22 protein-coding genes are annotated in these 23,380 nt (G+C 73.0%); 17 read left to right on the forward strand and 5 right to left on the reverse strand.

Features of this window, described 5'->3' with window-relative positions; all coding sequences use genetic code 11:
- Positions 1-151: 151 nt before the first annotated feature.
- The 3 genes from ACTZWW_RS15660 (at position 152) to ACTZWW_RS15670 (ending at position 4,933) form a co-directional block, all read left to right on the forward strand.
- Positions 152-1,732, forward strand: coding sequence for a DegQ family serine endoprotease (locus tag ACTZWW_RS15660; RefSeq protein ID WP_444781900.1), 1,581 nt, complete (start codon positions 152-154; stop codon positions 1,730-1,732).
- Between the two features lie 126 nt (positions 1,733-1,858).
- Entirely contained in the window at positions 1,859-3,829 is a 1,971-nt protein-coding gene (locus ACTZWW_RS15665; RefSeq protein ID WP_444781901.1) for a heavy metal translocating P-type ATPase, read from the forward strand.
- A gap of 15 nt (positions 3,830-3,844) precedes the next feature.
- Positions 3,845-4,933 (forward strand): phosphotransferase family protein, encoded by a 1,089-nt coding sequence (locus ACTZWW_RS15670; RefSeq protein ID WP_444781902.1) that lies wholly within the window; start codon positions 3,845-3,847, stop codon positions 4,931-4,933.
- Here the strand turns inward: ACTZWW_RS15670 and ACTZWW_RS15675 are convergent.
- Entirely contained in the window at positions 4,896-5,111 is a 216-nt protein-coding gene (locus ACTZWW_RS15675) for a hypothetical protein (protein WP_444781903.1), read from the reverse strand. The genes ACTZWW_RS15670 and ACTZWW_RS15675 overlap by 38 nt on opposite strands.
- Before the next feature lie 481 nt (positions 5,112-5,592).
- On the opposite strand from ACTZWW_RS15675, the gene glgA reads away from it, so the two are divergent.
- On the forward strand, positions 5,593-7,107 hold the full coding sequence (gene glgA, locus ACTZWW_RS15680) for a glycogen synthase GlgA (protein ID WP_444781904.1): 1,515 nt from the start codon (positions 5,593-5,595) through the stop codon (positions 7,105-7,107).
- Positions 7,108-7,114: 7 nt separating this feature from the next.
- Here glgA and ACTZWW_RS15685 read toward each other — a convergent pair whose 3' ends face one another.
- Positions 7,115-7,393, reverse strand: coding sequence for an XRE family transcriptional regulator (locus tag ACTZWW_RS15685; protein ID WP_444781905.1), 279 nt, complete (start codon positions 7,391-7,393; stop codon positions 7,115-7,117).
- A gap of 169 nt (positions 7,394-7,562) precedes the next feature.
- Here ACTZWW_RS15685 and ACTZWW_RS15690 point away from each other — a divergent pair, with 169 nt between their 5' ends.
- The 6 genes from ACTZWW_RS15690 to ACTZWW_RS15715 all read left to right on the forward strand — a co-directional run bounded on the left by ACTZWW_RS15690 (position 7,563) and on the right by ACTZWW_RS15715 (position 14,416).
- Complete coding sequence (locus tag ACTZWW_RS15690) at positions 7,563-8,267, forward strand: glutathione binding-like protein (RefSeq protein ID WP_444781906.1); 705 nt, start codon at positions 7,563-7,565, stop codon at positions 8,265-8,267.
- Positions 8,268-8,277: 10 nt separating this feature from the next.
- A complete protein-coding gene (locus ACTZWW_RS15695; RefSeq protein ID WP_444781907.1) occupies positions 8,278-8,988 on the forward strand; it encodes a glutathione S-transferase N-terminal domain-containing protein in 711 nt (236 codons plus the stop codon).
- Positions 8,989-9,294: 306 nt separating this feature from the next.
- Positions 9,295-11,970 (forward strand): glycogen/starch/alpha-glucan phosphorylase, encoded by a 2,676-nt coding sequence (locus tag ACTZWW_RS15700; protein WP_444781908.1) that lies wholly within the window; start codon positions 9,295-9,297, stop codon positions 11,968-11,970.
- A 97-nt stretch (positions 11,971-12,067) separates the two neighbouring features.
- Positions 12,068-13,081: a sensor histidine kinase gene (locus ACTZWW_RS15705; RefSeq protein WP_444781909.1), complete on the forward strand. Its 1,014-nt coding sequence runs from the start codon at positions 12,068-12,070 to the stop codon at positions 13,079-13,081.
- Between the two features lie 109 nt (positions 13,082-13,190).
- Entirely contained in the window at positions 13,191-13,673 is a 483-nt protein-coding gene (locus ACTZWW_RS15710) for an NUDIX domain-containing protein (RefSeq protein ID WP_444781910.1), read from the forward strand.
- A gap of 239 nt (positions 13,674-13,912) precedes the next feature.
- Complete coding sequence (locus tag ACTZWW_RS15715) at positions 13,913-14,416, forward strand: GNAT family N-acetyltransferase (RefSeq protein ID WP_444781911.1); 504 nt, start codon at positions 13,913-13,915, stop codon at positions 14,414-14,416.
- 7 nt (positions 14,417-14,423) lie between these two features.
- On the opposite strand, the gene ACTZWW_RS15720 is transcribed toward ACTZWW_RS15715, so the two are convergent.
- Complete coding sequence (locus tag ACTZWW_RS15720) at positions 14,424-15,335, reverse strand: HAD-IIA family hydrolase (RefSeq protein ID WP_444781912.1); 912 nt, start codon at positions 15,333-15,335, stop codon at positions 14,424-14,426.
- 96 nt (positions 15,336-15,431) lie between these two features.
- Positions 15,432-16,349 carry a DMT family transporter gene (locus tag ACTZWW_RS15725; protein WP_444781913.1) on the reverse strand — a complete coding sequence of 306 codons (918 nt, stop codon included), beginning with the start codon at positions 16,347-16,349 and terminating at the stop codon, positions 15,432-15,434.
- Between the two features lie 208 nt (positions 16,350-16,557).
- Between ACTZWW_RS15725 and ACTZWW_RS15730 the strand changes: the two genes are divergently transcribed.
- Positions 16,558-17,520 carry a UDP-2,3-diacylglucosamine diphosphatase gene (locus tag ACTZWW_RS15730; RefSeq protein WP_444781914.1) on the forward strand — a complete coding sequence of 321 codons (963 nt, stop codon included), beginning with the start codon at positions 16,558-16,560 and terminating at the stop codon, positions 17,518-17,520.
- Positions 17,520-18,563, forward strand: coding sequence for a glycosyltransferase family 4 protein (locus ACTZWW_RS15735; RefSeq protein WP_444781915.1), 1,044 nt, complete (start codon positions 17,520-17,522; stop codon positions 18,561-18,563). Before ACTZWW_RS15730 ends, ACTZWW_RS15735 begins: the two co-directional genes overlap by 1 nt.
- A gap of 18 nt (positions 18,564-18,581) precedes the next feature.
- Here the strand turns inward: ACTZWW_RS15735 and ACTZWW_RS15740 are convergent, their stop codons facing one another.
- On the reverse strand, positions 18,582-19,037 hold the full coding sequence (locus ACTZWW_RS15740; protein ID WP_444781916.1) for a (2Fe-2S)-binding protein: 456 nt from the start codon (positions 19,035-19,037) through the stop codon (positions 18,582-18,584).
- A gap of 173 nt (positions 19,038-19,210) precedes the next feature.
- On the opposite strand from ACTZWW_RS15740, the gene ACTZWW_RS15745 reads away from it, so the two are divergent.
- The 5 genes from ACTZWW_RS15745 (at position 19,211) to ACTZWW_RS15765 (ending at position 23,113) form a co-directional block, all read left to right on the forward strand.
- Positions 19,211-19,477, forward strand: a complete 267-nt coding sequence (locus ACTZWW_RS15745) for a hypothetical protein (RefSeq protein ID WP_444781917.1) — start codon at positions 19,211-19,213, stop codon at positions 19,475-19,477.
- Between the two features lie 2 nt (positions 19,478-19,479).
- Entirely contained in the window at positions 19,480-19,869 is a 390-nt protein-coding gene (locus ACTZWW_RS15750) for a YraN family protein (protein WP_444781918.1), read from the forward strand.
- Between the two features lie 66 nt (positions 19,870-19,935).
- Entirely contained in the window at positions 19,936-20,457 is a 522-nt protein-coding gene (locus tag ACTZWW_RS15755) for a SixA phosphatase family protein (protein WP_444781919.1), read from the forward strand.
- Positions 20,458-20,627: 170 nt separating this feature from the next.
- Complete coding sequence (locus ACTZWW_RS15760; RefSeq protein ID WP_444781920.1) at positions 20,628-22,076, forward strand: YcjX family protein; 1,449 nt, start codon at positions 20,628-20,630, stop codon at positions 22,074-22,076.
- Positions 22,077-22,090: 14 nt separating this feature from the next.
- The gene (locus ACTZWW_RS15765) at positions 22,091-23,113 is read left to right on the forward strand and encodes a YcjF family protein (protein WP_444781921.1); all 1,023 of its coding nucleotides are present in this window, start codon (positions 22,091-22,093) and stop codon (positions 23,111-23,113) included.
- Positions 23,114-23,380: the final 267 nt, after the last annotated feature.

Genomic DNA, 23,380 nt, shown 5'->3' on the forward strand with positions numbered 1-23,380 from the left:
GGCGCCGGGCGCGGCCCCGCGCCGACTTGACCGGCGCCGGCTCGCGGCCGATCCTTCCGAAAGCTTCGCGCGAGCGGGCTCGCGTCACGTTCCCGCCGGGATCGGCGCCCACGGTCGCCGATCGTCGCCGTCATCAAGTGAGGTTCTTCTCATGTACGAGGCCGTCTCTCGGCTCGCCGCCCGCGCGGGCAGGACGTTCGGATCCGGCGAGCGGGGGCTCGCACGCACGCTCGTCCTCGCGGCGACGGCCACGGCGCTCGCGGCGACGCCGCTCTCGGCGCCGCTCGCGCAGACGGCGCAGGTCGCGCCCGCCCAGCAGATCGCCCCGCGGCCGTTCCCGGACGCGCCGGAGAGCTTCGCCGACCTCGTCGACCGCGTCATGCCCGCCGTCGTCAACATCCAGGCGGCGACCACGGCCGAGGTGGAGGAGCGCTTCATGCCGCAGCTCCCCCCCGGCACGCCCTTCGAGGACCTGTTCGAGGAATTCTTCAACCGCCGCGGCGAGAGCGCCCCACGCATGCCGCGGCGCTCGAACTCGCTCGGCTCCGGCTTCGTCATCGACGCTTCGGGCGTCATCGTCACGAACAACCACGTCATCGGCGACGCCGACGAGATCGAGGTCGTCTTCCCGGACGGCACGACCTACGAGGCCGAGGTCGTCGGCACCGATTCGGCGATCGACCTCGCCGTGCTGAAGATCGAGGCGGACGTCGAGCTGCCCTTCGTGCCCTTCGGCGATTCGGAAGAGATGCGTATCGGCGACTGGGTCGTGGCGATCGGCAACCCGTTCGGGCTCGGCGGCTCGGTGTCCGCCGGCATCGTCTCGGCGCGCGCCCGCGACATCGCGAGCGGCCCCTACGACAACTACATCCAGACGGACGCGGCCATCAACCGCGGCAATTCCGGCGGGCCGCTGTTCAACATGCGTGGCGAGGTCGTCGGCATCAACACGGCGATCCTGTCGCCGACGGGCGGATCGGTCGGCATCGGCTTCTCGATCCCGACCGCCACCGCGCTGCCGGTCATCGAGCAGCTCCAGGAGTTCGGCGAGACCCGCCGCGGCTGGCTCGGCGTGCGCATCCAGTCGATCGACGAGACGACGGCGGACGCGCTCGGCCTCGACGAGGCGCGCGGCGCGCTGGTCGCCGGCGTCGATCCGGCCGGGCCGGCCCAGGAGGCCGGCATCGAGATGGGCGACGTGATCGTGCGCTTCGACGGCGTCGCCGTCGAGAGTTCGCGCGACCTGCCCCGCATCGTCGCGAACACGCCCGTGGGCAAGGAGGTCGCCGTCGAGGTGATCCGCGACGGCGGCCCCCTGACGCTCGACGTGACGATCGCCCGCCTCCAGGAGGAGGGCGTCGCGGAGGCGAGCGCGCCGGACTCGCCGACGACCGAGGACGCGCCCGCCGCGGTGCGCCAGGCGCTCGGCATGGAGCTCTCCGAGATCACCGACGAGCTGCGCGCGCGCTACTCGATCGCCGACGACGTCGACGGCGTGGTCGTGACCGAGGTCGAGCCGCTCTCGGCCGCCTCCGAGCGGCAGATCCGCGCGGGCGACGTCATCCTGGAGGTCGGCCAGGAGCCGGTGGCGACGCCGCGGGAAGTGGCGGATCGCATCGAGGCCCTGCGCGCGGAGGGCCGCCGCTCGGCGCTGCTCCTCGTCTCCGACGCCGCCGGCGAGGTGCGCTTCGTCGCACTCACCATGAACGAGGATGGCGACGACGCCAACTGAGCCGGACCAGCTGAGCCGGCGCACCGTGTGAACGCGTCCGTGCCGGTTCGAGGTTTCGCAAGGCGTCGGCACGGATGTAGGCTAGAACCGTTCCGAGCTGGATATCCTCCGAACGGTCGTGGCCCGATGCCTTCCCCCGTTTCCACCACCCTCCCCGCCGAGGGCGGGCTCTCGCCGCTCCGCGACATCCTCGCGGGGCGGCGCGGGCGCGTGCGCTTCGCGCTCCTCGCGATCGCCGCGGGCGGGCTCGCGGCGGGGCTGATCGCGCCGGCGTTCGGCACGTCGCCGTGGCTGGGGGCCGCGGCGCTCTACGCCGCGACGGCGCCCGTCCTCGCCGCGCTGCTCCTCGAGATCGTCACCAGCCTGCGCCGGGGAGACGTCGGCCTCGACATCGTCGCCGCTCTGGCGATGGGCGGCGCGCTCCTGCTCGGCGAGCCCCTGGCGGGCGCCGTCGTCGCGGTGATGTACGCCGGCGGGCAGTTCCTCGAGGCCTATGCGGAGGGCCGGGCGGGGCGCCGCATGACGGCGCTCCTCGCGCGCGCGCCGCGCTCCGCCCTGCGCCACGAACCCGACGGGCTCGCCGAGATCACGCTCGACGCGGTCCGCATCGGTGACAGGCTCCTCGTACGCAAGGGCGACACGCTGCCCGTCGACGGGCGTGTCGCGCCCGGAGCCACCGCGCTCCTCGACGTATCGGCGCTCACCGGCGAGCCGCTCCCGATCCGCCTCGAGGCCGGCGCGAGCGCGCTGAGCGGCGCGGGCAACCTCGGCGAGGCCTTCGATCTGGTCGCCGAGCGCGAGGCGAGCGAGAGCACCTACGCCGGCATCGTGCGGCTCGTCGAGGCGGCGCGGGCCGAGAAGGCACCCATGGCGCGCCTCGCCGACCGCTGGGCGATTCTCTTCCTCGGCCTCACGCTGGCGATCGCCGGCACCGCCTGGCTCGCGAGCGGCGACCCGATCCGCGCGCTCGCCGTGCTCGTCGTGGCGACGCCGTGCCCGCTGATCCTCGCCGTGCCCGTCGCGATCGTGTCGGGGCTCTCGCGCGCGGCGGAGGCGGGCGTGCTCGTCAAGGGCGGCGGCGCGCTCGAGCGGCTCGCCGCGGCGCGGGTGCTCGTGCTCGACAAGACCGGCACGCTCACCGCCGGGACGCCCGAGCTGCAGCGAATCCTCGTTGCCGACGGCGCGCGCCACGGTGCCGACGAGGCCGAGATCCTGCGGCTCGCCGCCTCGCTGGAGCAGGCCTCGAGCCATGTTGCGGCGCGCGCCCTCGTTTCCGCCGCCCGCGCGCGCGGCCTGGCGCTGGCCACGCCGACGGATGTCGTCGAGGCGGCGGGAGACGGGCTCGCCGGGCGCGTCGAGGGTCGGCTCGTCGGCGTCGCGGGTGCCCCCGCGCGGGCCGGCGATCCGCCCGGCGCCGTGCGGGCGAGCGTCGCCCTCGACGGCGCGGACGCCGCCGAGCTCGTCCTCGCCGATCGGCTGCGGCCGGGCGTAGAGGACCTGCTGGCCGCCCTGCGCGGGGAGGGCGGGTTCGCGCGGCTCGTGCTGGCCACCGGCGACCGCGAGGCCGTCGCCCGCGCGCTCCTCGCCGGCCTGCCGATCGACGCGATCGACGCCGAGTGCACGCCCGCCGGCAAGGTCGCGGTCGTGATCCGCGAGCGCGCCCACGGCCCCGTCGTCATGCTCGGCGACGGCGTCAACGACGCGCCCGCCCTCGCGGCGGCCGACGTCGGAATCTCGATGGGTGCCCGCGGCGCAGCCGCCTCCGCGCAGGCGGCGGATGCCGTGGTTCTGGTCGACCGGCTCGAGCCCGTCGCCGAGGCGCGCGCCATCGCCCGGCGCACACGGGCCATCGCTCTCCAGAGCGTCGCGCTCGGGATCGGCCTGTCGGTCGCCGGGATGATCGCCGCCGCACTCGGCTGGCTGACGCCCGTCGAGGGCGCGCTCCTGCAGGAGGCGATCGACGTCGCGGCGATCCTCAACGCACTGCGCGCGCTCGCACCCGGCACGCGGGCCGGCGCGCTGGTTGGCGCGCCGGTTGGCGCGGGCGCGAAAGGCGCTCTATCCTCTCCCGCGCGTGAGGCCGGCGGGGCCCGATAGGAGCGAGGCGCGCGCGTGGACGATCTTCGGGACGGGGAGGGCGCCGGCGCGCCGCTCGCGCGCGACGCCGCGCGGATCGAGGCCTTTCTCGCGCAGGCCATCCCCGGCTTCGGGCGCCTGCGCGCGATGGCGCCGCTCGCGGGCGGGCAGTCGAACCCGACCTTCCTGATCGAGGCCGACGGCGGCCGTTTCGTGCTGCGCCGCCAGCCGCCGGGCGTGCTCCTGAAGGGCGCGCACGCGGTCGACCGGGAGCACCGCGTCATGGCCGCCCTGGCCGGGAGCTCCGTCCCGGTGCCGCGCGTGCGCTGCCTGTGTACCGACCCGGACGTCGCCGGCACGATGTTCTACGTCATGAATCACGTCGAGGGGCGGGTCGTGCACGATCCGCGCCTGCCGGGCTTCGCGCCGGACGCGCGCGGGCGCGTCTACGACGCCATGAACGCCACCCTCGCCGCCTTGCACGGGCTCGATCCGCAGGCGCTGGGGCTCGCGGATTTCGGCCGGCCGAGCGGCTACTTCGCCCGCCAGACCCGGCGCTGGATCGAGAACTACCGCGCGAGCGAGACCGCGCCGCGCCCGCTCCTCGACGAGACCATCGCCTGGCTCGAGGCCGAGCCCGCTCCCGACGACGCGCCGGCCGCGCTGGTGCACGGCGACTTCCGGCTCGACAACATGATCCTCGCTCCGGACGCGCCGCGCGTCGTCGCGCTGATCGACTGGGAGCTGTCGACGCTCGGCCATCCGCTGGCGGATCTCGCCTATCAGGTCGTGCAATGGCGGCTGCCGGCGGAGGGGGCGGCCTTCGCCGGGCTCGGCGGAGTCGACCGCGCCGACCTCGGCCTGCCGGAGGACGCGGCCTATCTCGAGGCCTACATGCGCCGGCGCGGCCTCTCCGCGCTGCCGCACTGGCGCTACGCGGTCGTGTTCTCGCTGTTTCGCCTCGCGGCGATTCTCCAGGGCGTCTACCGGCGCGCGCGGGACGGCAACGCGCCCAACCGCGCGCGCGGGCTCGCGATGGGGGAGAGCATCCCTGTCCTCGAGCGGCTCGCGGCCGATGAGATCGCCGCTAGCGGCGCAGCGGTCCCGGCGGCGGGATCTCCATGAAGCGCAGCGCCGGCAGCGAGATGCGCATGCCCTGCACGACCACCTCGTGCCGGCGCGGGGCGGCGTCGGCGCCGTCGGTCGCATGCACCGGACGTGGCGCGTGCGCGCCGCGAGCGGTCGCGCCACGCGCGCCGCGCCGCGCGGGTGGCGCGCGATTCGTCATCTCCCTGTCGAGCACGACCGTCATCCTCCGTCGGCCGCACGTCCGGGACGTCGGCCTCACGTCTTTGGGGGAACGCCACTGGGGGAACGCCACTTGGGGAACGCCACTGGCGACATGCCAGCGGGGGAACGCTGATGGGACGAACGCCACTGGGCAAAAGGCCACTTGGCAAAAGGCCACTTGGGAAAAGGCCATTGGGGGATACGACACTGGGTGATACGACACTGGGTGATACGCCACTGGCGAATACGCCACCGGGGGGAAAACGCACCTCCTGGAACGCCGAGCTCGTGCGGACCATAGCGCGGGCGCGCGCCGCCACGGGCGGATACGATCGGCTCTCCCGGTTATGCTCGTTATCCACACTCGGGAGAGATACCGATGCGAGCCTCGCATTCGTGCACGCGGTTTGCGCGATGCGGCACCAAAGCCATGGCGCCGCTTCGCGCGTTGCACTAACGTCTCATGTGACGTCCGGAAATCGAGGGGTGAACCGATGAGCACCGCACCCGCGCGGATGGCGGCCGACAGGTCGGGCGAGCCGCAGGGTGCCGCGGCGAAGCGTTCGCGCGCCGAGGCGCGTGCCCGCCGTCAGACGCGCGTCCTGTTCGTCACGCCGGAGATGACGGGCTTCGTCAAGGCCGGCGGTCTCGGCGAGGTCTCCGCCGCCCTGCCGCGGGCGATGCGCGGTGTCATCGACGCGCGCGTCCTCATCCCCGGCTATCGCGAGATCGTCGCGGCGCATCCCGAGATCCGCGTGGTCGCGCGGCTGCCGGCCCATCGCGGGGTGCCGGCCTGCGCGCTGGGCGAGCTCGTCACGCCCGACGGGCTCGTGATCTACGTGGTGCTCGCCCCCGAGCTGTTCGACCGCGAGGGCACGCCCTACGGCGACGCGGACGGGGTGGACTGGCGCGACAACGACATCCGCTTCGCCCGGCTCGGCCTCGCCGCGGTGGAGATCGCACGCGGCGCCGGCGCGCCGGGCTGGCGACCCGACCTGATGCACCTCAACGACTGGCCGACCGGCTTCGCCGCGGCCTACGCGCACTGGGAGGGCGTGCGGGTGCCCTCGGTGATCACGATCCACAACCTCGCCTACCAGGGCCTGTTCTCGCCCGCCCGCATGGAGCGGCTCGGCGTGCCCAAGGACGCCTTCGGGCTCGACGGCGTCGAGTTCCACGGCAAGCTCTCCTTCCTCAAGGCGGGCCTCTCCTACGCCGACCACGTCACCACCGTGTCTGCGACCTACGCCCATGAGATCACGACGCCGGAGCTCGGCTGCGGGCTCGACGGGTTGCTTCGCCTCCGCGCCGAGCAGGGCCGGCTCACCGGCATCGTCAACGGCATCGACGCGAGCTGGGACCCGGCGACCGACCCGCACCTCGAGAGCCCGTTCGCGCTCAACGCCTGGGACGGCAAGGCGGCGAACGCCGCCGCCGTGCGCCGCGCCTTCGGCCTCTCCGAGACCGGCGGGCCGCTCTTCGCGGTGATCTCGCGGCTCGTCCACCAGAAGGGCGTCGACCTCTCCATCGACGCGGCGGAGGCGATCGTCGCCGACGGCGGGCAGATCGTGGTGACGGGCCGCGGGGAGGGCCGCTTCGAGAGCGAGCTGCGGGCGCTGGCGCGCCGCCACCCGGGCATGGTCGGCGTCGACATCGGCTACGAGGAGGTCCGCGCGCGGCGCATGTACGCGGGCTCGGACTTCCTGCTGATGCCCTCGCGCTTCGAGCCCTGCGGTCTCTCGCAGATGTACGCCCAGGCCTTCGCCTCGCTGCCGATCGCGACCCGCACCGGCGGCCTCGCCGACACGATCGACGACGGCGTCACCGGCTTCCTCTTCGACCGCCCGAGCCTGCCGGCCTTCCTCGACGCCATCCGCCGCGCGCTCGACGCCTTCCGCGCCCGCTCCCGCCTGATGTCGATGCGCCGCGCGGCGATGACCCGCCCGATGGGGTGGGACGGTTCGGTGCGGGGGTACGAGGGGGTTTATCGGCGGGTGGGGGTTGGGTGAGGGGGGCTTACGACAGCTCGATCGTCAGCCGCCGGCCCACCGCCGCCGCGGCGCGCTGGAGCGTGTCGAGCTGGACCTTGTCGTTGCCCGGGTCGAGCAGCCGGTCGAGCTGGGCGCGGCTCGTCTTCATCCGCCGCGCCATGGCGCTCTTCGACAGTCCCTCGGCCCGCATCGCCTCCTCGATCTGCCAGGCGAGCACGCGCTTGATCGCATGCGCCCGCGCCTCCGGGGCGATGTCCTCCTCCTCGAGGAAGGAGTCGAAGGTCGAGCCGATGGGCTGATGCATGGGTGGGATCTCCTCGGTCGGAGTGTACCACACACGGTACAGGCGTCGACCCTCACCCGATCGTGCGCCCCTCGACCCTTGCCCCGCCCCGCATCCTCCCCTAATCTCCCGCCCACGAATCCGCCGCGCGGTCATCCCCGCCGGCGCTCCCCACGCCCGAGGATCCCCCATGATCGACCTGTACTATTGGCCGACCCCCAACGGCCACAAGATCACGATGTTTCTCGAGGAGACCGGCCTCGCCTACGCGATCAAGCCGATCGACATCGGCAAGGGCGCGCAGTTCGCCCCGGACTTCCTGAAGATCGCCCCCAACAACCGCATGCCTGCGATCGTCGATCACGCGCCTGCCGGCGGCGGGGCGCCGGTGTCGGTGTTCGAATCGGGGGCGATCCTGGTCTATCTCGCGGAGAAGGAGGGCAAGTTCCTGCCCACCGACGTCCGCGGGCGGGCCGAGACGCTGCAATGGCTGTTCTGGCAGATGGGCGGGCTCGGGCCGATGCTCGGGCAGAACCACCATTTCAAGCAGTACGCGCCCGAGAAGATTCCCTACGCCATCGATCGCTACGTCAAGGAGACGAACCGGCTCTACGGCGTGCTCGACGGGCGCCTGGCGGACCGTGAGTTCATGGCGGGCGACGCCTACACGATCGCCGACATGGCGTCCTACCCGTGGATCGTTCCCTACGAGCGCCAGGGACAGGACCTCGACGACTTCCCGAACCTGAAGCGCTGGTTCCACGCCATCAAGGAGCGGCCGGCGACGATCCGCGCCTACGCCAAGGGCGAGGAGGTCCGCCCCTCCGGCCAGCCGATGTCGGAGGAGGACAAGAAGATCCTCTTCGGGCAGACGGCCGCTTCCCTCAAGCGCTGAGGCGGCGGGCATGGCGGCACGCGTCCTCTACGACCTGTGCGCGGCGGACCCCGCCGTGCGGCTCAGCCCCTATTGCTGGCGGGTGAAGCTAGCGCTCGCCCACAAGGGCGTCGCCTGCGAGGCGCGGCCCTGGCGCTTCACCGAGCGCGAGGCGCTGGGCTTTTCCGGGCAGGGCAGGGTGCCGGTCCTCGTCGACGGCGAGCGGGTGGTGACGGACAGCTTCGCCATCGCCCGCTACCTGGACGAGACCTACCGGGACGCGCCGACGCTGTTTCCCGGCGGCGTCGCGGCTGCGCGGTTCGTGGCGGCCTGGGCGGACGGGGTGCTCAACGCCGGGCTCGCGCGCATGGTCGTCGCCGACATCTGGGCCGCGCTCGACGGGGAGGACGCCGCCTACTTCCGCGAGAGCCGCGAGGCGCGCTTCGGCGCGCGGCTCGAGGACGTCCAGGCCGGCCGCGAGGAGCGGCTCGGCGCGTTCCGCGCGAGCCTCGCGCCACTGCGCACCGCGCTGGGCGAGGCGCCCTTCCTCGCCGGCGAGCGTCCCGCCTACGCCGACTACGCGATCGCGGGGAGCTTCCAGTGGGCGCACGCGATCAGCGCCTTCGACCCGCTCGCCGACGACGACCCGGTCCCCGCCTGGCGCGAGCGCATGCGCGGGCTCTACGACGGTCTGATGGCGACGGCGCCGCGCGCGGTCGGGTCCGCCGCGGACGCCGGTTGACGTCAGGGCGATTGCGGATGCTCGGCATTGGTGCCGAGATTTTTGCGAAACGATTCAAGGCCGCGTTCGACATTCCCGCAACACCGTGGCGCAAAAGGCCGCGTCGGCGGCTCGAGCGGGTTTGACATCCGCGCGCGCCGCTGTTCCACTCCGCGCCGACGGGGAGGGGCCGGTGCGCATGCCGGCCCGGTGCGACGACGTGCGTCGCCCCCGCGCCCCGATTCCGCCATCGCGGCGGCGTTCGAGGGCGGCATCCGTAGCCGGATCCGCGCCCGCAGGCGCGCGGCACGAGCCTGCAAGAGGACGATGTCTGTGGTCGATCAGAACCTGAAGCGCTCCCCCACGCGCAAGCACGACGGCGTGACCAGCGTCGAAGCCGAGGCGACGGTCGAGGTGGCGACCGCCTCCCGTGCCGACGCGAAACCCGCCCGCAAGCCGCGGAAGGCGACGTCCGGTTCGGCCTCGGCGAGCGCGGCCGCTGCGGCGGCGTCCGCAGCCGGCGCCGCTCCCGCGCCCGCCACCGTGGGCCACGGCCCGCTGCCCGCCGGCGCGCCCGCGATCGACGCGATCGTCGACCCCGCCGTGTTTCGGGAGGCCATCCTCCGGAAGCTGCTCTACGCCGTCGGCAAGGACTCGAGCCGCGCGAGCGAGCACGACTGGCTCGTGGCGACGATCCTCGCCCTGCGCGACGGCATCGTCGATCGCTGGATCGATTCGACGCGACGGACCTACGCCAGCGGCAAGAAGCGGGTCTACTACCTCTCGCTCGAGTTCCTGATCGGGCGCATGCTGTTCGACGCGCTCGGCAATCTCGGGCTCATCGAGACCGCCCGCGAGGCGCTGGCCCCGCTCGGGGTCGATCTCGATCGCCTGCGCCAGGCCGAGCCCGACGCGGCGCTCGGCAACGGCGGCCTCGGGCGCCTCGCCGCCTGCTTCATCGAGAGCCTCTCGAGCCTCAAGCTCCCGGCCTACGGCTACGGCATCCGCTACGATTACGGGCTGTTCAAGCAGGCGGTCTCGGACGGCTGGCAGCGCGAGATCCCCGAGGATTGGCTGTCCTTCGGCAATCCGTGGGAGTTCGAGCGGCCCGAGGTCGCCTACGAGATCGGCTTCGGCGGCCACGTCGTCGACGAGCCGCGCGACGACGGCTCGGTGCGCCGCGTCTGGCATCCGGGCGAGAAGGTGCTCGCCGCCGCCTACGACACGCCCGTCGTCGGCTGGCGCGGCGCACACGTGAACACGCTGCGCCTGTGGGCGGCCAAGGCGCCGCACCCGATCGCGCTCGAGGCCTTCAATCACGGCGACTATGTCGGCGCGATGGCGCAGCGGGCGCGCATCGAGGCGATCTCGCGGGTGCTCTACCCGTCGGACGCGACGCCGGCCGGGTACGAGCTGCGCCTGCGCCAGGAGTACTTCTTCACCGCCGCGTCGCTGCAGGACCTCGTGCGCCGCCACGTCCAGGCCTTCGGCACGCTCGAGAACCTGGGCGAGAAGGCCGCGATCCAGCTCAACGACACCCACCCGGCGATCGCGGTGGCGGAGCTGATGCGGCTGCTCATCGACGTCCACGGCTTCGCCTACGACGACGCCTGGCGGCTGACCCGGCAGACGCTGAACTACACCAACCACACGCTCCTCCCGGAAGCGCTCGAGACCTGGTCGGTGCAGCTCATGGAGCGCCTGCTGCCGCGCCACATGGAGATCATCTACCGCATCAACTGGCACCATCTCGAGGCGGTCTCGCGTGGCGCGACGCAGGATCAGGACCTGATTCGCTCGGTCTCGCTGATCGACGAATCCCACGGCCGGCGCGTGCGCATGGGCCACCTCGCCTTCCTCGGCTCGAACAAGGTCAACGGTGTCTCGGCGCTGCATACCGAGCTGATGCGCGAGACGGTGTTCGCCGACCTGCACGCGCTCTTCCCGGACCGCATCGTCTCCAAGACCAACGGCGTCACATTCCGGCGCTGGCTGCAGCAGTGCAACCCGGCGCTGACGTCGCTCCTCGTCGAGACGCTGGGCGAGCGCGTGCTCGACGATCCCGGCGCGCTGCGCGGGCTCGAGGCGCATGCCGACGATCCGGGCTTCCAGGCCCGCTACGCCGCCGTGAAGCACGCCAACAAGGAGGCGCTCGCCGAGATCATCGCGCAGCGCACCGGCTGGCGGGTCGATCCGACCGCGATGTTCGACGTGCAGATCAAGCGCATCCACGAGTACAAGCGCCAGCTGCTCAACGTGCTCGAGACCGTGGCGCTCTACCACGCGATCAAGGCCAATCCCGAGCGGTCCTGGCCCAAGCGCGTGAAGATCTTCGCCGGCAAGGCGGCGGCGAGCTACACGCAGGCCAAGCTCATCATCAAGCTCGCCCACGACGTCGCCCGCGTGATCAACACCGATCCGGTGGTCGGCGACCGGCTCAAGCTCGTGTTCCTGCCCAACTACAACGTCTCGCTCGCCGAGGCGATCATCCCCGCCGCCGACCTCTCCGAGCAGATCTCGACGGCGGGCATGGAGGCCTCGGGCACCGGCAACATGAAGCTCGCGCTCAACGGCGCGCTCACCATCGGCACGCTCGACGGGGCGAACGTCGAGATCCGCGAGCACGTGGGCGAGGAGAACATCGTGATCTTCGGCCTCACGGCCGACGAGGTCACGGCCAAGCGCAAGGCGGGCTTCTCGCCCGACGAGCGCTCGACCCGGCTCACCCGCGTGCTCTACGAGATCGAGACCGGCGTGTTCTCGCCCGAGGACCCGACGCGGTTCGACCCCATCATCGAGGCGCTCAACCGCAACGACCACTTCCTCGTCGCGCCGGACTTCGACGCCTACTACGAGGCCCAGCGCGAGGTCGACGCCCTCTGGGCCGACCAGCCGACCTGGTGGCGCATGGCGATCCTGAACACGGCGCGGATCGGCTGGTTCTCCTCGGACCGGACGATCTCGGAATACGCCGCCGAGATCTGGCGCGCGCAGCCGCTCTGAGCGGCTGCGCGGTGCCGCGACCGCGCCGCGGCTTCAGGCCCGGAGCGCGAGGCGCTAGTCTGGACGGGCGGCGATGTGCCGCTTGGGGGCGATTCGCTTGGACGACGAAGAGGAACGAGCGGGAGCGGCAGTCCTGGGCCGGATGACGGAGGAGGCGCTGCTGCGCGCCTTCTTCGACAACTCGACCAGCTACGCCTTCGCAAAGGATCTCGAAGGCCGCTACATCCTGGCCAACCGCCATTACCTCGACGCCTTCGGCATCGCTCGCCCGGCCGACCTCATAGGGCTCACGGACCGCGACCGCTTCGGCGGCGGCGAGCCCTACAGCGCCAACGACCTGCGTATCCTGCAGGAGAACCGCCCGATGACCTTCGAGGAGGAGGCGGTCACGGCGGGCGGGGAGGTGCGCCATGCGATCTCCACCAAGTTCCCCTTGCGCGATGACGAGGGCACCTTGATCGGCGTCGGCAGCATCTCGACCGACATCACCGAGCGCAAACGCGCCGAGCGTCATCGTGTCCTGCTCGTCGACGAGCTCAACCACCGGGTCAAGAACACGCTCGCCCTCGTCCAGAGCCTCGCGCGCCAGAGCTTCGCCTACGGTGGAGACCCGCGGGCCGGGCTCGTCGCGTTCGAGGGTCGGCTGCGGGCGCTCGCGGCGTCGCACGACGTCCTCACCCGGCGCAACTGGGACGGTGCGCCGCTCGCGGTGCTCGCGCGGGAGGCCTTGGCCGGCTGCGCGGTGGAGCCGGAGCGCCTGCGGCTCGACGGGCCGTACCTGCGGCTGGAGCCGAAGCAGGCGGTCAACGTCACGATGGCGCTCCATGAGCTGTGCACGAATGCCCGCAAGCACGGGGCGCTGTCCTCGGATGAGGGGTGCATCGCCCTCGTCTGGCGAATCGAGGACGGAGTGCAGCCGCGCCTCGTCCTCGACTGGCTGGAGACCGGCGGACCGGCGGTCGCGCCGCCGGAGCGGCAGGGCTTCGGGCTCCGGATGATCGAGGGCGTGCTGCGCAACGAGCTGAAGGCCACGGTGCGCTTCGACTTCGCGCCGGAGGGGTTCGCCTGCCGTGTCGAGGCGCCGGTCCCCGCGGCCGAGCCCACGCCGTGATCGCGGCGGCGCCCTGCACCGTGCGAAGACGGCGTTCCCCGCGAGCCCGCGGCGCGCTATGCCGGGTACGGCGACGTTCTGGGGGCGCACGGGCGGCCTGGAGGGGATGATGCCCGAGCGCGACACCGACCGCATGCTCCCGCGCGTCCCGCGCATGCTGCTCCATGTCTTGTGGCGCATCACCCGCGGCATGACGATGGGCGTGCGGGCGATCGTGCTCGACGCCGACGAGCGGGTCCTCCTCGTGCGCCACACATATACCCCCGGCTGGCACCTGCCCGGCGGCGGCATCGAGCCCGGCGAGACGGCGGTCGAGTCGCTCGCCCGTGAGCTCGAGGAGGAAGCCGGCGTCACGCTCGCCGGCCCCGCGCGGCTGCACGGTGCCTTCTTCAACAGCGCGGTCTCGAACCGCGACCACGTGCTCGTGTACGTCGTCGAGGACTTCACCCGCGACGATTCGAAACGCCGTGCCCGCGAGATCGCCGAGGCGCGCTTCTTCGCCCTGCGCGCGCTGCCCGACGACGTCACGCCCGGCACCAAGCGGCGGCTGGCCGAGCTCGCCGACGGCGCCGAGATCGGCGCGCGCTGGTGAGCGGGGGGGCGGCGCCCGAGACGCGCCGACGTAGACGCGCGTCCGGGAGGCTGGTAGAGCGATCGCGCGTGGCGTCGATCCGCGCGTGGGGGAGGTTCTGATGAGAGCGGGAGCCGAGCGACGACGAGCGCGTTGACCGCGCGGCGGCGGCCGCGCCCCGCTTGCGTTTGCGCCATCCGTCCCGCTCCTGGCCGCCCGACCGCGCGCCCTTCCCGCGATCCGATCCGCGATCCTTGCCCATGACCGAGCTCTCCCTCACCATCCGGCCGGAAGTCCCCGGCGACACCGACGCCATCGAGCGGCTGCACGAACGCGCGTTCGGGCCCGGACGCTTCGCCCGCTCGGCCTATCGCCTGCGAGAAGGCGCGGCGCACGATCCGGCGCTCTCCTTCACCGCGAACGTGGGGACGCTGCTCGTCGGCTCGGTGCGCCTCTCGCCGATCTGGGCGGGGCGTGTGCCGGCGCTGATCCTCGGGCCGCTCACCGTCGAGCCCGCCTTCGAGAGCCGCGGCATCGGCGCGGCGCTGATGACCCGCGCGCTCGCCGCCGCGCGCACCGTCGGGCACGGGCTCGTGCTGCTGGTCGGCGACGAGCCCTACTACCGCCGCTTCGGCTTCGCCGCCGTGCCGCGCGGACGGCTGGCGATGCCCGGGCCCGTCGATCCGGCGCGCTTCCTCGCCCTCGAGCTCTCCGAGGGTGCGCTCGCGCAGGCGCGCGGGCCGGTCACAGCCCGGCGGACCTGACGCGCCTTCAGGTCGTCTCGCAGATCACGTCCGGCACGATGCCGCAGCGGGCCACGAAGCCGCGCGCGTCGTGCCCCGCGAAGAGGCCGTGGGCAGTGATCAGAACCGTACCGAATCCCGCCGCGCGCCCGCCCAGGACGTCCGTGTGCAGGGTGTCGCCGATCATGGCGACGCGCTCCGGCGGCACGTCGGGATGCAGAGCGCGCACGGCGCGGAAGGCGTCCGGGTAGGGCTTGCCGTAGAAGGCGGGCGCGAGGCCCGTGCGATCGGCGAGGTCGTGCGCCCACCAGCCGGGCTCGAGGCTCAGCCCGTGCTCCCGCGGCGCGACGAGGTCCGGGTTCGCGACCACGACCGGCCGCGGGCGCGCGGCGAGCGCCGCGACGAGGCGCTCCTGCGCGGCGGCGTCCCAGCGGGCGCTGGAGAGCAGCAGGAAGCCGTCGGCGCGATCGAGCAGCGCAGGGTCCTCCGCGAGATCCGCGACCCTCGCGCCGAGATCGTCGAAGCGCGCGCCGGGACCCGCTGCGGCGGCCCAGAGCATGCCGGCCGGCCTCGCCGCGAGGGCGGCGGCTGCGACGTCGCGGCTCGACACGACCTCGTCGGAGGCGAAATCGAAGCCGAGCGCGCCGTACTTGCCGAGCGCGTCGATGCGCCGGTGCGTGGCGCCGTTGGTGAGGACGACGAGCCGCTTGCCGCGGGCGCGCAGCTCGGCCACCCGTCCCACCGCGCCGGCGATCGGCCGCTCGCCGACGTTCAGGACACCGAAGGCGTCGAGGACGAAGACGTCGTAGGCGTCGGCGACGTCGCTCAGCGTCGCGGCCTCGCGGCTCGCCGTGGGGAACCGCGCCCGCGGCAGGCGCGCGCGGACGGCCTCGTAGCGCGCGAACGCGGTGTCGACGTCGGTGGAGGGGAGGGCGGTCATGCGAGGGGAGCGTCTCGGCGGAGGGGGCGGCGCGCCTCTTCCACCACCTCGCGGCAGCGGAGTCCAGGCCGTGTGCCGCGGCGTCGCAGGCGGACCTCAGCCGGGCCGCTGCGAGGACATCTCCACTTCCTTGCGGCGCTCGAGCCCGAGCTTGCGCTCGCGGTAGATGACGAAGATCCCCGACGCCGTCACCAGCACCGCCCCGGCGATCACGGCCTGCTCCGGCCACTGCCCGAACACGAACCAGCCGAGCAGCGTCGCCCAGATCATCGTCGTGTACTCGAAGGGCGCGACGAGGGACGCGTCCGCCCAGCGGTAGCTCTCGGTGAGCAGGATCTGGCCGATGCCGCCGAGGATGCCGATCGCCACCAGCACGGCGAGCTGGGGGAGGGTGGGCGTCACCCAGCCGAAGAACACCGTCGACAGGCCGATCAGCGTCGTCACCGCGCTGAAGTAGAACACGATCGCACCGGTACGCTCCGTCGCCGTGAGGCGGCGGACCTGGATCGTCGCGCCCGCGGTGCAGAAGGCGGCGCCGATGCCGAAGAGCGCGCCGAGCGACGCGCCTTCCGTCAACGCCTCGCTTCCCAGGCGCGGCGAGAGCATGATCAGGACGCCCACGAGCCCCACCGCGACCGCGCTCCAGCGGTAGGCGCGCACGGTCTCGCGCAGGAGGAGCGCGGCGAGCACGACGACGAGGAGCGGCGCGGCGTAGCCGATCGCCACCGCCTCCGTGAGCGGCAGGTTGGCAAGCGCCGAGAAGCCGAGCACCATCCCGGTCGAGCCGATGATGCTGCGCAGGAGATGTCCCTTGAGATTGTGCGTGCGTACGGCGTTGACCACGGTGTCGGTCAGCGCGAGCCAGACGACGAGCGGCACCAGCGCGAAGGCGGAGCGGAAGAAGATCAGCTGGCCGGTGGGGAAGTGCTCGGAGGCGAGCTTGATCGTCGCCGCCATCAAGGTGAAGGCGAGGGCCGAGAGGATCTTGAGGCTGACGCCGAGGGCGGGCTTCACGGCATTCCGCTCCGGGGGAAGAGCCCGCATCTATGCACGCACGCAGCGCCGGCGGGAAGCGTCGTCGACGACGCCGCCGCTGCGCGCTCCGCGCATGGAACCCTCCGAGGCCTCCCACTCCGTCAACTCCTGCTGGTGTCGATCCAGCAGCGGCCGCGTCGGATCATCGCTGCCGGACGACGGAGCCCGCCGGCGTCATCAAAGTGCAATGGAGAATCGGTTCTTGTCGCCCAAACAGCCGGAGCGGAGCCGAAGAGTGACTGACGACGATCAAGCGATCCGCGTTCGGACGTTGTTCCTCTCGGATTTTCATCTGGGGACGCGGGACTGCCAGGCCGACCTGCTGCTCGGCTTCCTGCGGCGCTACGATGCCGACGTGATCTATCTCGTGGGCGACATCATCGACGGCTGGAAGCTGCGGGGCGGCTGGTTCTGGCCGCAGTCCCACAATGACGTGGTGCAGAAGCTGCTCCGCAAGGTGCGCAAGGGGACCCGGCTGATCTACGTGCCGGGCAACCACGACGAGTTCCTGCGGGACTATATCGGCGCCCATTTCGGCGGCATCGAGGTCTGCGAGCGCGCCCTGCACGAGACCGCCGCGGGCGAGCGGCTGCTCGTCATCCACGGCGACCAGTTCGACGTCGTGGTCAAGCATGCCAAGTGGCTGGCGCATCGCGGCGATTGGGCCTACTCTCTGGCGCTTCTGTCGAACACCTACGTCAACGTGATCCGCCGGCGGCTGGGCCTGACCTACTGGTCGCTCTCGGCCTGGGCCAAGCTCAAGGTGAAGAACGCGGTGAACTTCATCTCCAAGTTCGAGGAGTTCCTTGTGGAGGAGGCCCGCAGCTCCGGCGCCACCGGCGTCGTTTGCGGCCACATCCACCACGCGGCCCAGCGCGAGATCGACGGCGTGCGCTACCTCAATTGCGGCGACTGGGTCGAGAGCTGCACGGCGATCGTCGAGCACTACGACGGCCGGCTGGAGCTCGTCCGCTGGGCCGAGACGGCGGCGGCCCTCGCCGCCGCGGACGGCGCGCCCCCGCAGCCGCTGCCCGAGCCCGTGCGCCCCGCCCGTCTCACGCGGCGCACGGACGGCGGCGCCGCTGTCGCCGCCGCAGCCGCGAGGGGGCCGGCGTCGGTGTCCGCATCGGGCTCGCGAGCCGTCGCCTGATGCGTCTCCTCGTCGCGACGGACGCCTGGCGTCCGCAGATCAACGGTGTCGTGCGCTCGATCGAGCAGATGATCGCGCACGCCGCGGATTTCGACGCCGAGATCGTGCTGCTGACGCCGCTCGACTTCCGCTCCCTGCCGATGCCGACCTATCCGGAGATCCGTCTCGCTCTGGCGCGCCCGCGCGCGGTGGCGCGCAAGATCGCCGAGCTCGCGCCGACGCACATCCACATCGCCACCGAGGGCCCGATCGGCATCGCCACGCGCCGCATCTGCCTCGCCCACGACTTCGCCTACACGACGAGCTACCACACGCGGTTTCCCGAATACGTGTCCGCCCGCGCGCCGGTGCCGGAGCGCTGGGTCTACCGCGCCATCCGCCGGTTCCACAACGCGGGCCGCGGCATCATGGTGGCGACGGATTCGCTCGAGGCGGAGCTGGTCAAGCGTGGCTTCAGGAACGTGCTGCGCTGGGGCCGCGGCGTCGACACGACGCTGTTTCGTCCGCGCGCGAGCCGCGTGGTCGATGCACCGGGGCCGATCTTCCTCTACGTCGGCCGTGTCGCCGTGGAGAAGAACCTCGAGGCTTTCCTGAAGCTCGACCTGCCCGGCACGAAGGTGATCGTCGGCGACGGCCCGGCCCGGCCCGATCTGGAGCGGCGCTATCGCGACGCACGCTTCATCGGCGCGCACACCGGCGAGGCGCTGGCCGAGGTCTATGCCAGCGCCGACGTCTTCGTCTTCCCGAGCCTCACCGACACGTTCGGCATCGTGCTGCTCGAGGCGCTCGCCTCCGGCCTGCCGATCGCCGCATACCCGGTGACCGGCCCCCTCGACGTCGTCGGCACGAGCGGCTGCGGCGTCCTCGATCACGACCTGCGCAAGGCGGCCCTCGCCGCCCTCGAGATCCCCCGCGACCGGTGCCGCGCCTACGGCGAGACCTTCACGTGGCACGAGAGCGCCCGGCAGTTCTTCGGCAACATCCGCGCCGCGGCGGGGGACGAGCCGGTGGTGGACCTGGCGCGCCTCGCCGGCGCGCGCTGACGCCGGAGTCGGCCGCCCTCAGCCGAGCCGGGTCGCGGCGTCGCCGATCGCGGCGCGGATGCGCTGGTACGTGCCGCAGCGGCAGAGGTTCCCGTCCATCGCGGCGGCGACGTCGTCCTCGGTGGGGGACGGGGTGCGCGCGAGGAGGCCGACCGCGGCCATGATCTGGCCGGACTGGCAGTAGCCGCACTGCACGACGTCGAGATCGCGCCAGGCCGCCCGCACCGCCTCGGCGACCGGTCCGTCGAGTCCCTCGATCGTGGTGATCGCCGCGCCCTCGACGGCGGACACCGGCGTCACGCAGGCGCGGATCGGCGCGCCGTCGAGATGGACCGTGCAGGCGCCACACTGCGCGATGCCGCAGCCGTACTTCGTGCCGGTGAGCCCGGCATGGTCGCGCAGCGCCCAGAGCAGGGGCATCTCGGGGTCGACGTCGAGCGTGGTCTCGCGCCCGTTGAGGATCAGCCGGATCATGGAGCCTCCGTGGGGCCTCGCCGCGTGGAGAGCCCTCGTCATAGGTATGGCGTGCCGTCGCCCTTGGCCAGGGGCGCGTGCCGGCGCCGGGCGCGCGACGTGCACCGCGGCCGGCTTGACAATGCGGGGCCGGTACCGCTCGATAGCGGCGCCGCAGGGCCGGGGCTTCGAGGATGCCGCTCTCCGTCGTCACCATGGTCTCCGATCCGCGGCCGGTCCAGACCGGCCTGCAGACGGAGGCGCTCGCCTTCGGCTCGATGATGGAGACGGCGATGATCGCGCAGATCGAGGAGCTGATGGGGGTCTCCTTCGCGCTCCTCGGCATGGGGGCGGGCACCGAGATCGCCGTGGAGCCGGCCTCCGACAGGGTGAAGATCTCCGTCGAGCCCGGCGGCACGTCGGCCCAGGCGGGCGGCCACCGCCCCCGTTGGCGCGATTGACGATGGCGCCCGTGGTTCCGGCCGACGTCGGTCGCGCGCGCCGCCGCCGCGCGCTCGCGCACGGCGCCTTCGCCGAATGGCGGGCGCTCGCGGCGCTGATGCTGAAGGGCTGGCGCCCGCTCGCCCGGCGCTGGCGGGTGCCCGGCGGTGAGATCGACCTCGTGATGCGCCGCGGGCGCGTCGTCCTCTTCGTCGAGGTGAAGGCCCGCGCCGCCCTCGACGACGCCCGCGTGGCGGTCACCCCGCAGAAGCGCCGCCGCCTCGCCAAGGCGATCCGCGCCTGGCGCAGCCGCAATCGCTGGGCGGATACGGGCTGGTCGTTCCGGGTCGACGCGGTATTCCTGGGGCGGGGGAGGTGGCCGGTTCACGTGACGGACGTCATGGAGATCTGACGCCCCGCGCCGCCCGAGCGCGACGAGGATCTCCTCGCACGCCGACGTGCATGCTACACCGGTGCGATGAGACGCCTGATCCTCTTCCGCCACGCCAAGTCCGCCTATCCCGACGGCGTCGACGATCACGACCGCCCGCTCGATGCGCGCGGACGCGCCGACGCCCCGCGCATGGGCGCCTACCTCGCCGCGGAGGCGCTGCTGCCGGATCTCGTGCTCGTCTCGTCCGCGAGGCGCACGCAGGAGACCTTCGGCCTCGCCGGCGCCGCCATCGGCCCGGTCGAGACGCGCGAGGAGCCCCGTATCTACGAGGCGCCGGCCGAGCGCCTGCTCGGCGTCGTGCGCGAGACGCCCGACGCCGTGCGCACGCTCATGCTGGTGGGCCACAATCCCGGCATGGAGGACCTCGCGTCCACGCTCGTCGGGTACGGCGACCGCTACGCCTTCGCGCGCCTGCAGCAGAAGTTCCCCACCGCCGCGATCGCGGTGATCGATCTCGACGCAGAGCGGTGGGCCGACGTCGTGCCGCGTGAGGGCCGACTCGACCGGTTCGTCACGCCCAAGGGGCTCGCCGACGCGGGGGCGTAATCCGCGGCCCTGCTTCCTCCCCGACGGGGAGGAGTCCGCGCCTCGGCGCGGGCGGTGGGGCCGGTCGGGGGAGGAGGCGGTCTGCGGCGGCTGCGACGCTGCGCTTGGGAAATCGCCCTTTCGTCCCTAAGTGAGGGCGAGCGTCCTCTCGTCTTTCCGGTCCCACGCGCGTGCCCGTACCCTCCTTCGCCTCCAGCGCCTTCGACGTCCTCGCGAGCCTCGGGGACTACGCGTCGCGCACGGTCGACCCGGGCGTGCGCATCGGGGTGACCGGGCTCGCGCGCTCGGGCAAGACGGTGTTCACGACGGCGCTCGTGCACAACCTCGTCCAGAACGTCCCGCTGCCGGCCTTCCGTGCCTCGCACGAGGGCCGCATCCGCCGCGCGCGGCTCGCGGCGCAGCCGGACGACGCGGTGCCGCGCTTCGCCTACGAGGACAACCTGCGCATGCTCGCGGAGGAGCGCCGCTGGCCGGCCTCGACGTCGCGGGTGAGCGAGCTGCGCGTCGACATCGACTACGAGCGCGGACGCGGCGCCTGGCGCTCGGGGCCGGCGCGGCTGCACCTCGACATCGTCGACTATCCCGGCGAATGGCTGCTCGACCTCGCGCTGCTCGACCAGGATTTCGGCGAGTGGTCGCGCGAGGTGCTCGACGGCGCCGCGCGGCCCGACCGGGCCCCGCTCGCCGCGCCCTTCCTCGCGGCGCTCGCGGCGATCGACCCCGGCGCCGATCCCGACGAGCCGGCGATCGCCGGGCTCTCCGGCGCCTTCAAGGACTATCTCGTCGCCCTGCGCGCGGGGCCGGAGGCGGTGGCGACGACGCCGCCGGGGCGCTTCCTGATGCCCGGCGACCTGGAGGGCTCGCCGGCGCTCACCTTCGCCCCCCTGCGCCTCGCCCCCGGCGCGCGCGCGAAGCCCGGGAGTCTCGGCGCGCTGATGGAGCGGCGCTTCGACTCCTATCGCCACCACGTCGTGCGCCCCTTCTTCCGCGAGCATTTCCAGCGAATCGACCGGCAGATCGTGCTGGTCGACGTGCTCGCGGCCATCGACGGCGGCCCCGGCGCGCTGGCGGAGCTCGAGCGCGCGCTCGACCGCGTGCTGCTCGCCTTCCGGTCCGGGCGCAACACGCTCGTCTCGCGCCTGTTCGCGCCGCGCGCCGAGCGCGTGCTGTTCGCGGCGACGAAGGCCGATCACGTCCACCAGACGAGCCATGCGCGGCTCGAGGCGGTGCTGCGCCTGCTCGTCGAGCGTGCGGTGAAGCGCGGTGAGGCGGCCGGCGCGAAGGTCGGCACCGTGGCGCTCGCCTCCGTGCGCGCCACCCAGGAGACGCTCGTCCACGAGCACGGCACGCGGCTCGAGGCGGTCGCGGGCGTTCCGGAAGCCGGCGAGACGATCGACGGCGCGGTCTTCGACGGCGCGACGCGTGCCGCCGTCTTCCCCGGCGAGCTGCCCGAGCGCGCGGCGGCGGTGCTGGAGGGCGCCGTGCCGCCCGGAAGCTTGCGCTTCCCGCGCTTTCGCCCGCCCGAGCCGAAGCCGGACCCCGGCGGGCGGGCGCCGCGCCTGCCGCACATCCGGCTCGACCGGGCGATCGAGTTCCTGATCGGCGATCGGCTGGCGTGAGGAGACCGCACCCGATGTCCCGCAAGCCCCGCGCCTTCCGTCTGGACGACCCCGACGTCGCCGAGACCCGCCTCGGCGAGGAGGCGGATCGCCCCGCCCGCGTGCGCATCGAGGTCCAGCCCGAGGAGATCCTCGACGCCGCCGACGGTACGCCGGTGCCGATGGGCCGCAGGAAGGGGCTGCCCTGGGGCGGCATCCTGCTCTCGGCGCTCTCCGCGCTCGTTGCGCTCGCGCTCGGCCTCGCGGCCGAGAGCCTCGTGCGCGGCCTGTTCGAGGCCGCGCCGTGGCTCGGCTGGGTGGGGCTCGCCGCGCTGGCGCTCGCGATCGTGGCGCTGGCCGTGCTCGTCGGGCGCGAGCTCGTCGGCCTGTGGCGGGAGAAGAAGATCGAGGCGTTGCGCGAGCGCGCGCTCGCCGCGCGCGAGGCCCGCGACGGGGAGGCGGCGAAGCGGGTCGTGGCCGAGGTCGTCGCGCTCTACGCCGCCCGGCCGGAGACGGCGCGCGCCCGCGGGCGCATACACGAGGTCGCCGACGAGATCCTCGACGCGGAGGATCGCCTCGCCATCGCCGAGCGCGAGCTGCTCGCCGACCTCGACGACCGCGCCGCCCGCGCGGTGGCGGACGCCGCCAAGCAGGTCTCCCTCGTCACGGCGCTCTCGCCGCGTGCGGCGATCGATGTCGGCTTCGTGATCTTCAACGCCGCGCGCGTGCTGCGGCGGGTCTCGGCGATCTACGGCGCGCGGCCGGGCATGCTCGGCTTCCTGCGCCTGTTGCGCGCGGCACTCACGCATCTCACGGTGACCGGCGGCGTCGCGGTCGGCGACGGACTGATGCAGCAGGCGCTGGGGCTCGGCATCGCCGCGCGGATCTCGGCGCGGCTGGGGGAGGGCGTGCTCAACGGCATCATGACGGCCCGTTTCGGGCTGGCCGCCATCGCCGTCTGCCGACCGCTGCCCTTCGTCGCGCTGGAGCGCCCGAAGATCGGCGACGTGGCGGGCGAACTGATCCCCAAGCGCGTGGTGGACGAGGCGAAGGCGTAGCGGCTTCGCTTCCTCCCCGGAGGGGAGGAGTCCGCGCGCAGCGCGGGCGGTGGGGCCGTTCGCTCGTCCCGGCGAGCCGGCCCGCCGCCCTCCCCACCCTCCGGCCTTCGGCCTCCGTCCTCCCCTGCGGGGAGGTGGCGGTCTGCGGCCTTCATCAACCGGTCGTGACGGCCGCGACCCCGATCCTCCCCGGAGGGGAGGAGTCCGTGCGCATGTTCGGACCGGATATATCCCTGACGGAATGGACCGGTTGAGTGGTTGACAGTT

It is taken from the genome of Salinarimonas sp. NSM, from assembly GCF_052380005.1.
Taxonomy (GTDB): Bacteria; Pseudomonadota; Alphaproteobacteria; order Rhizobiales; family Beijerinckiaceae; genus Salinarimonas.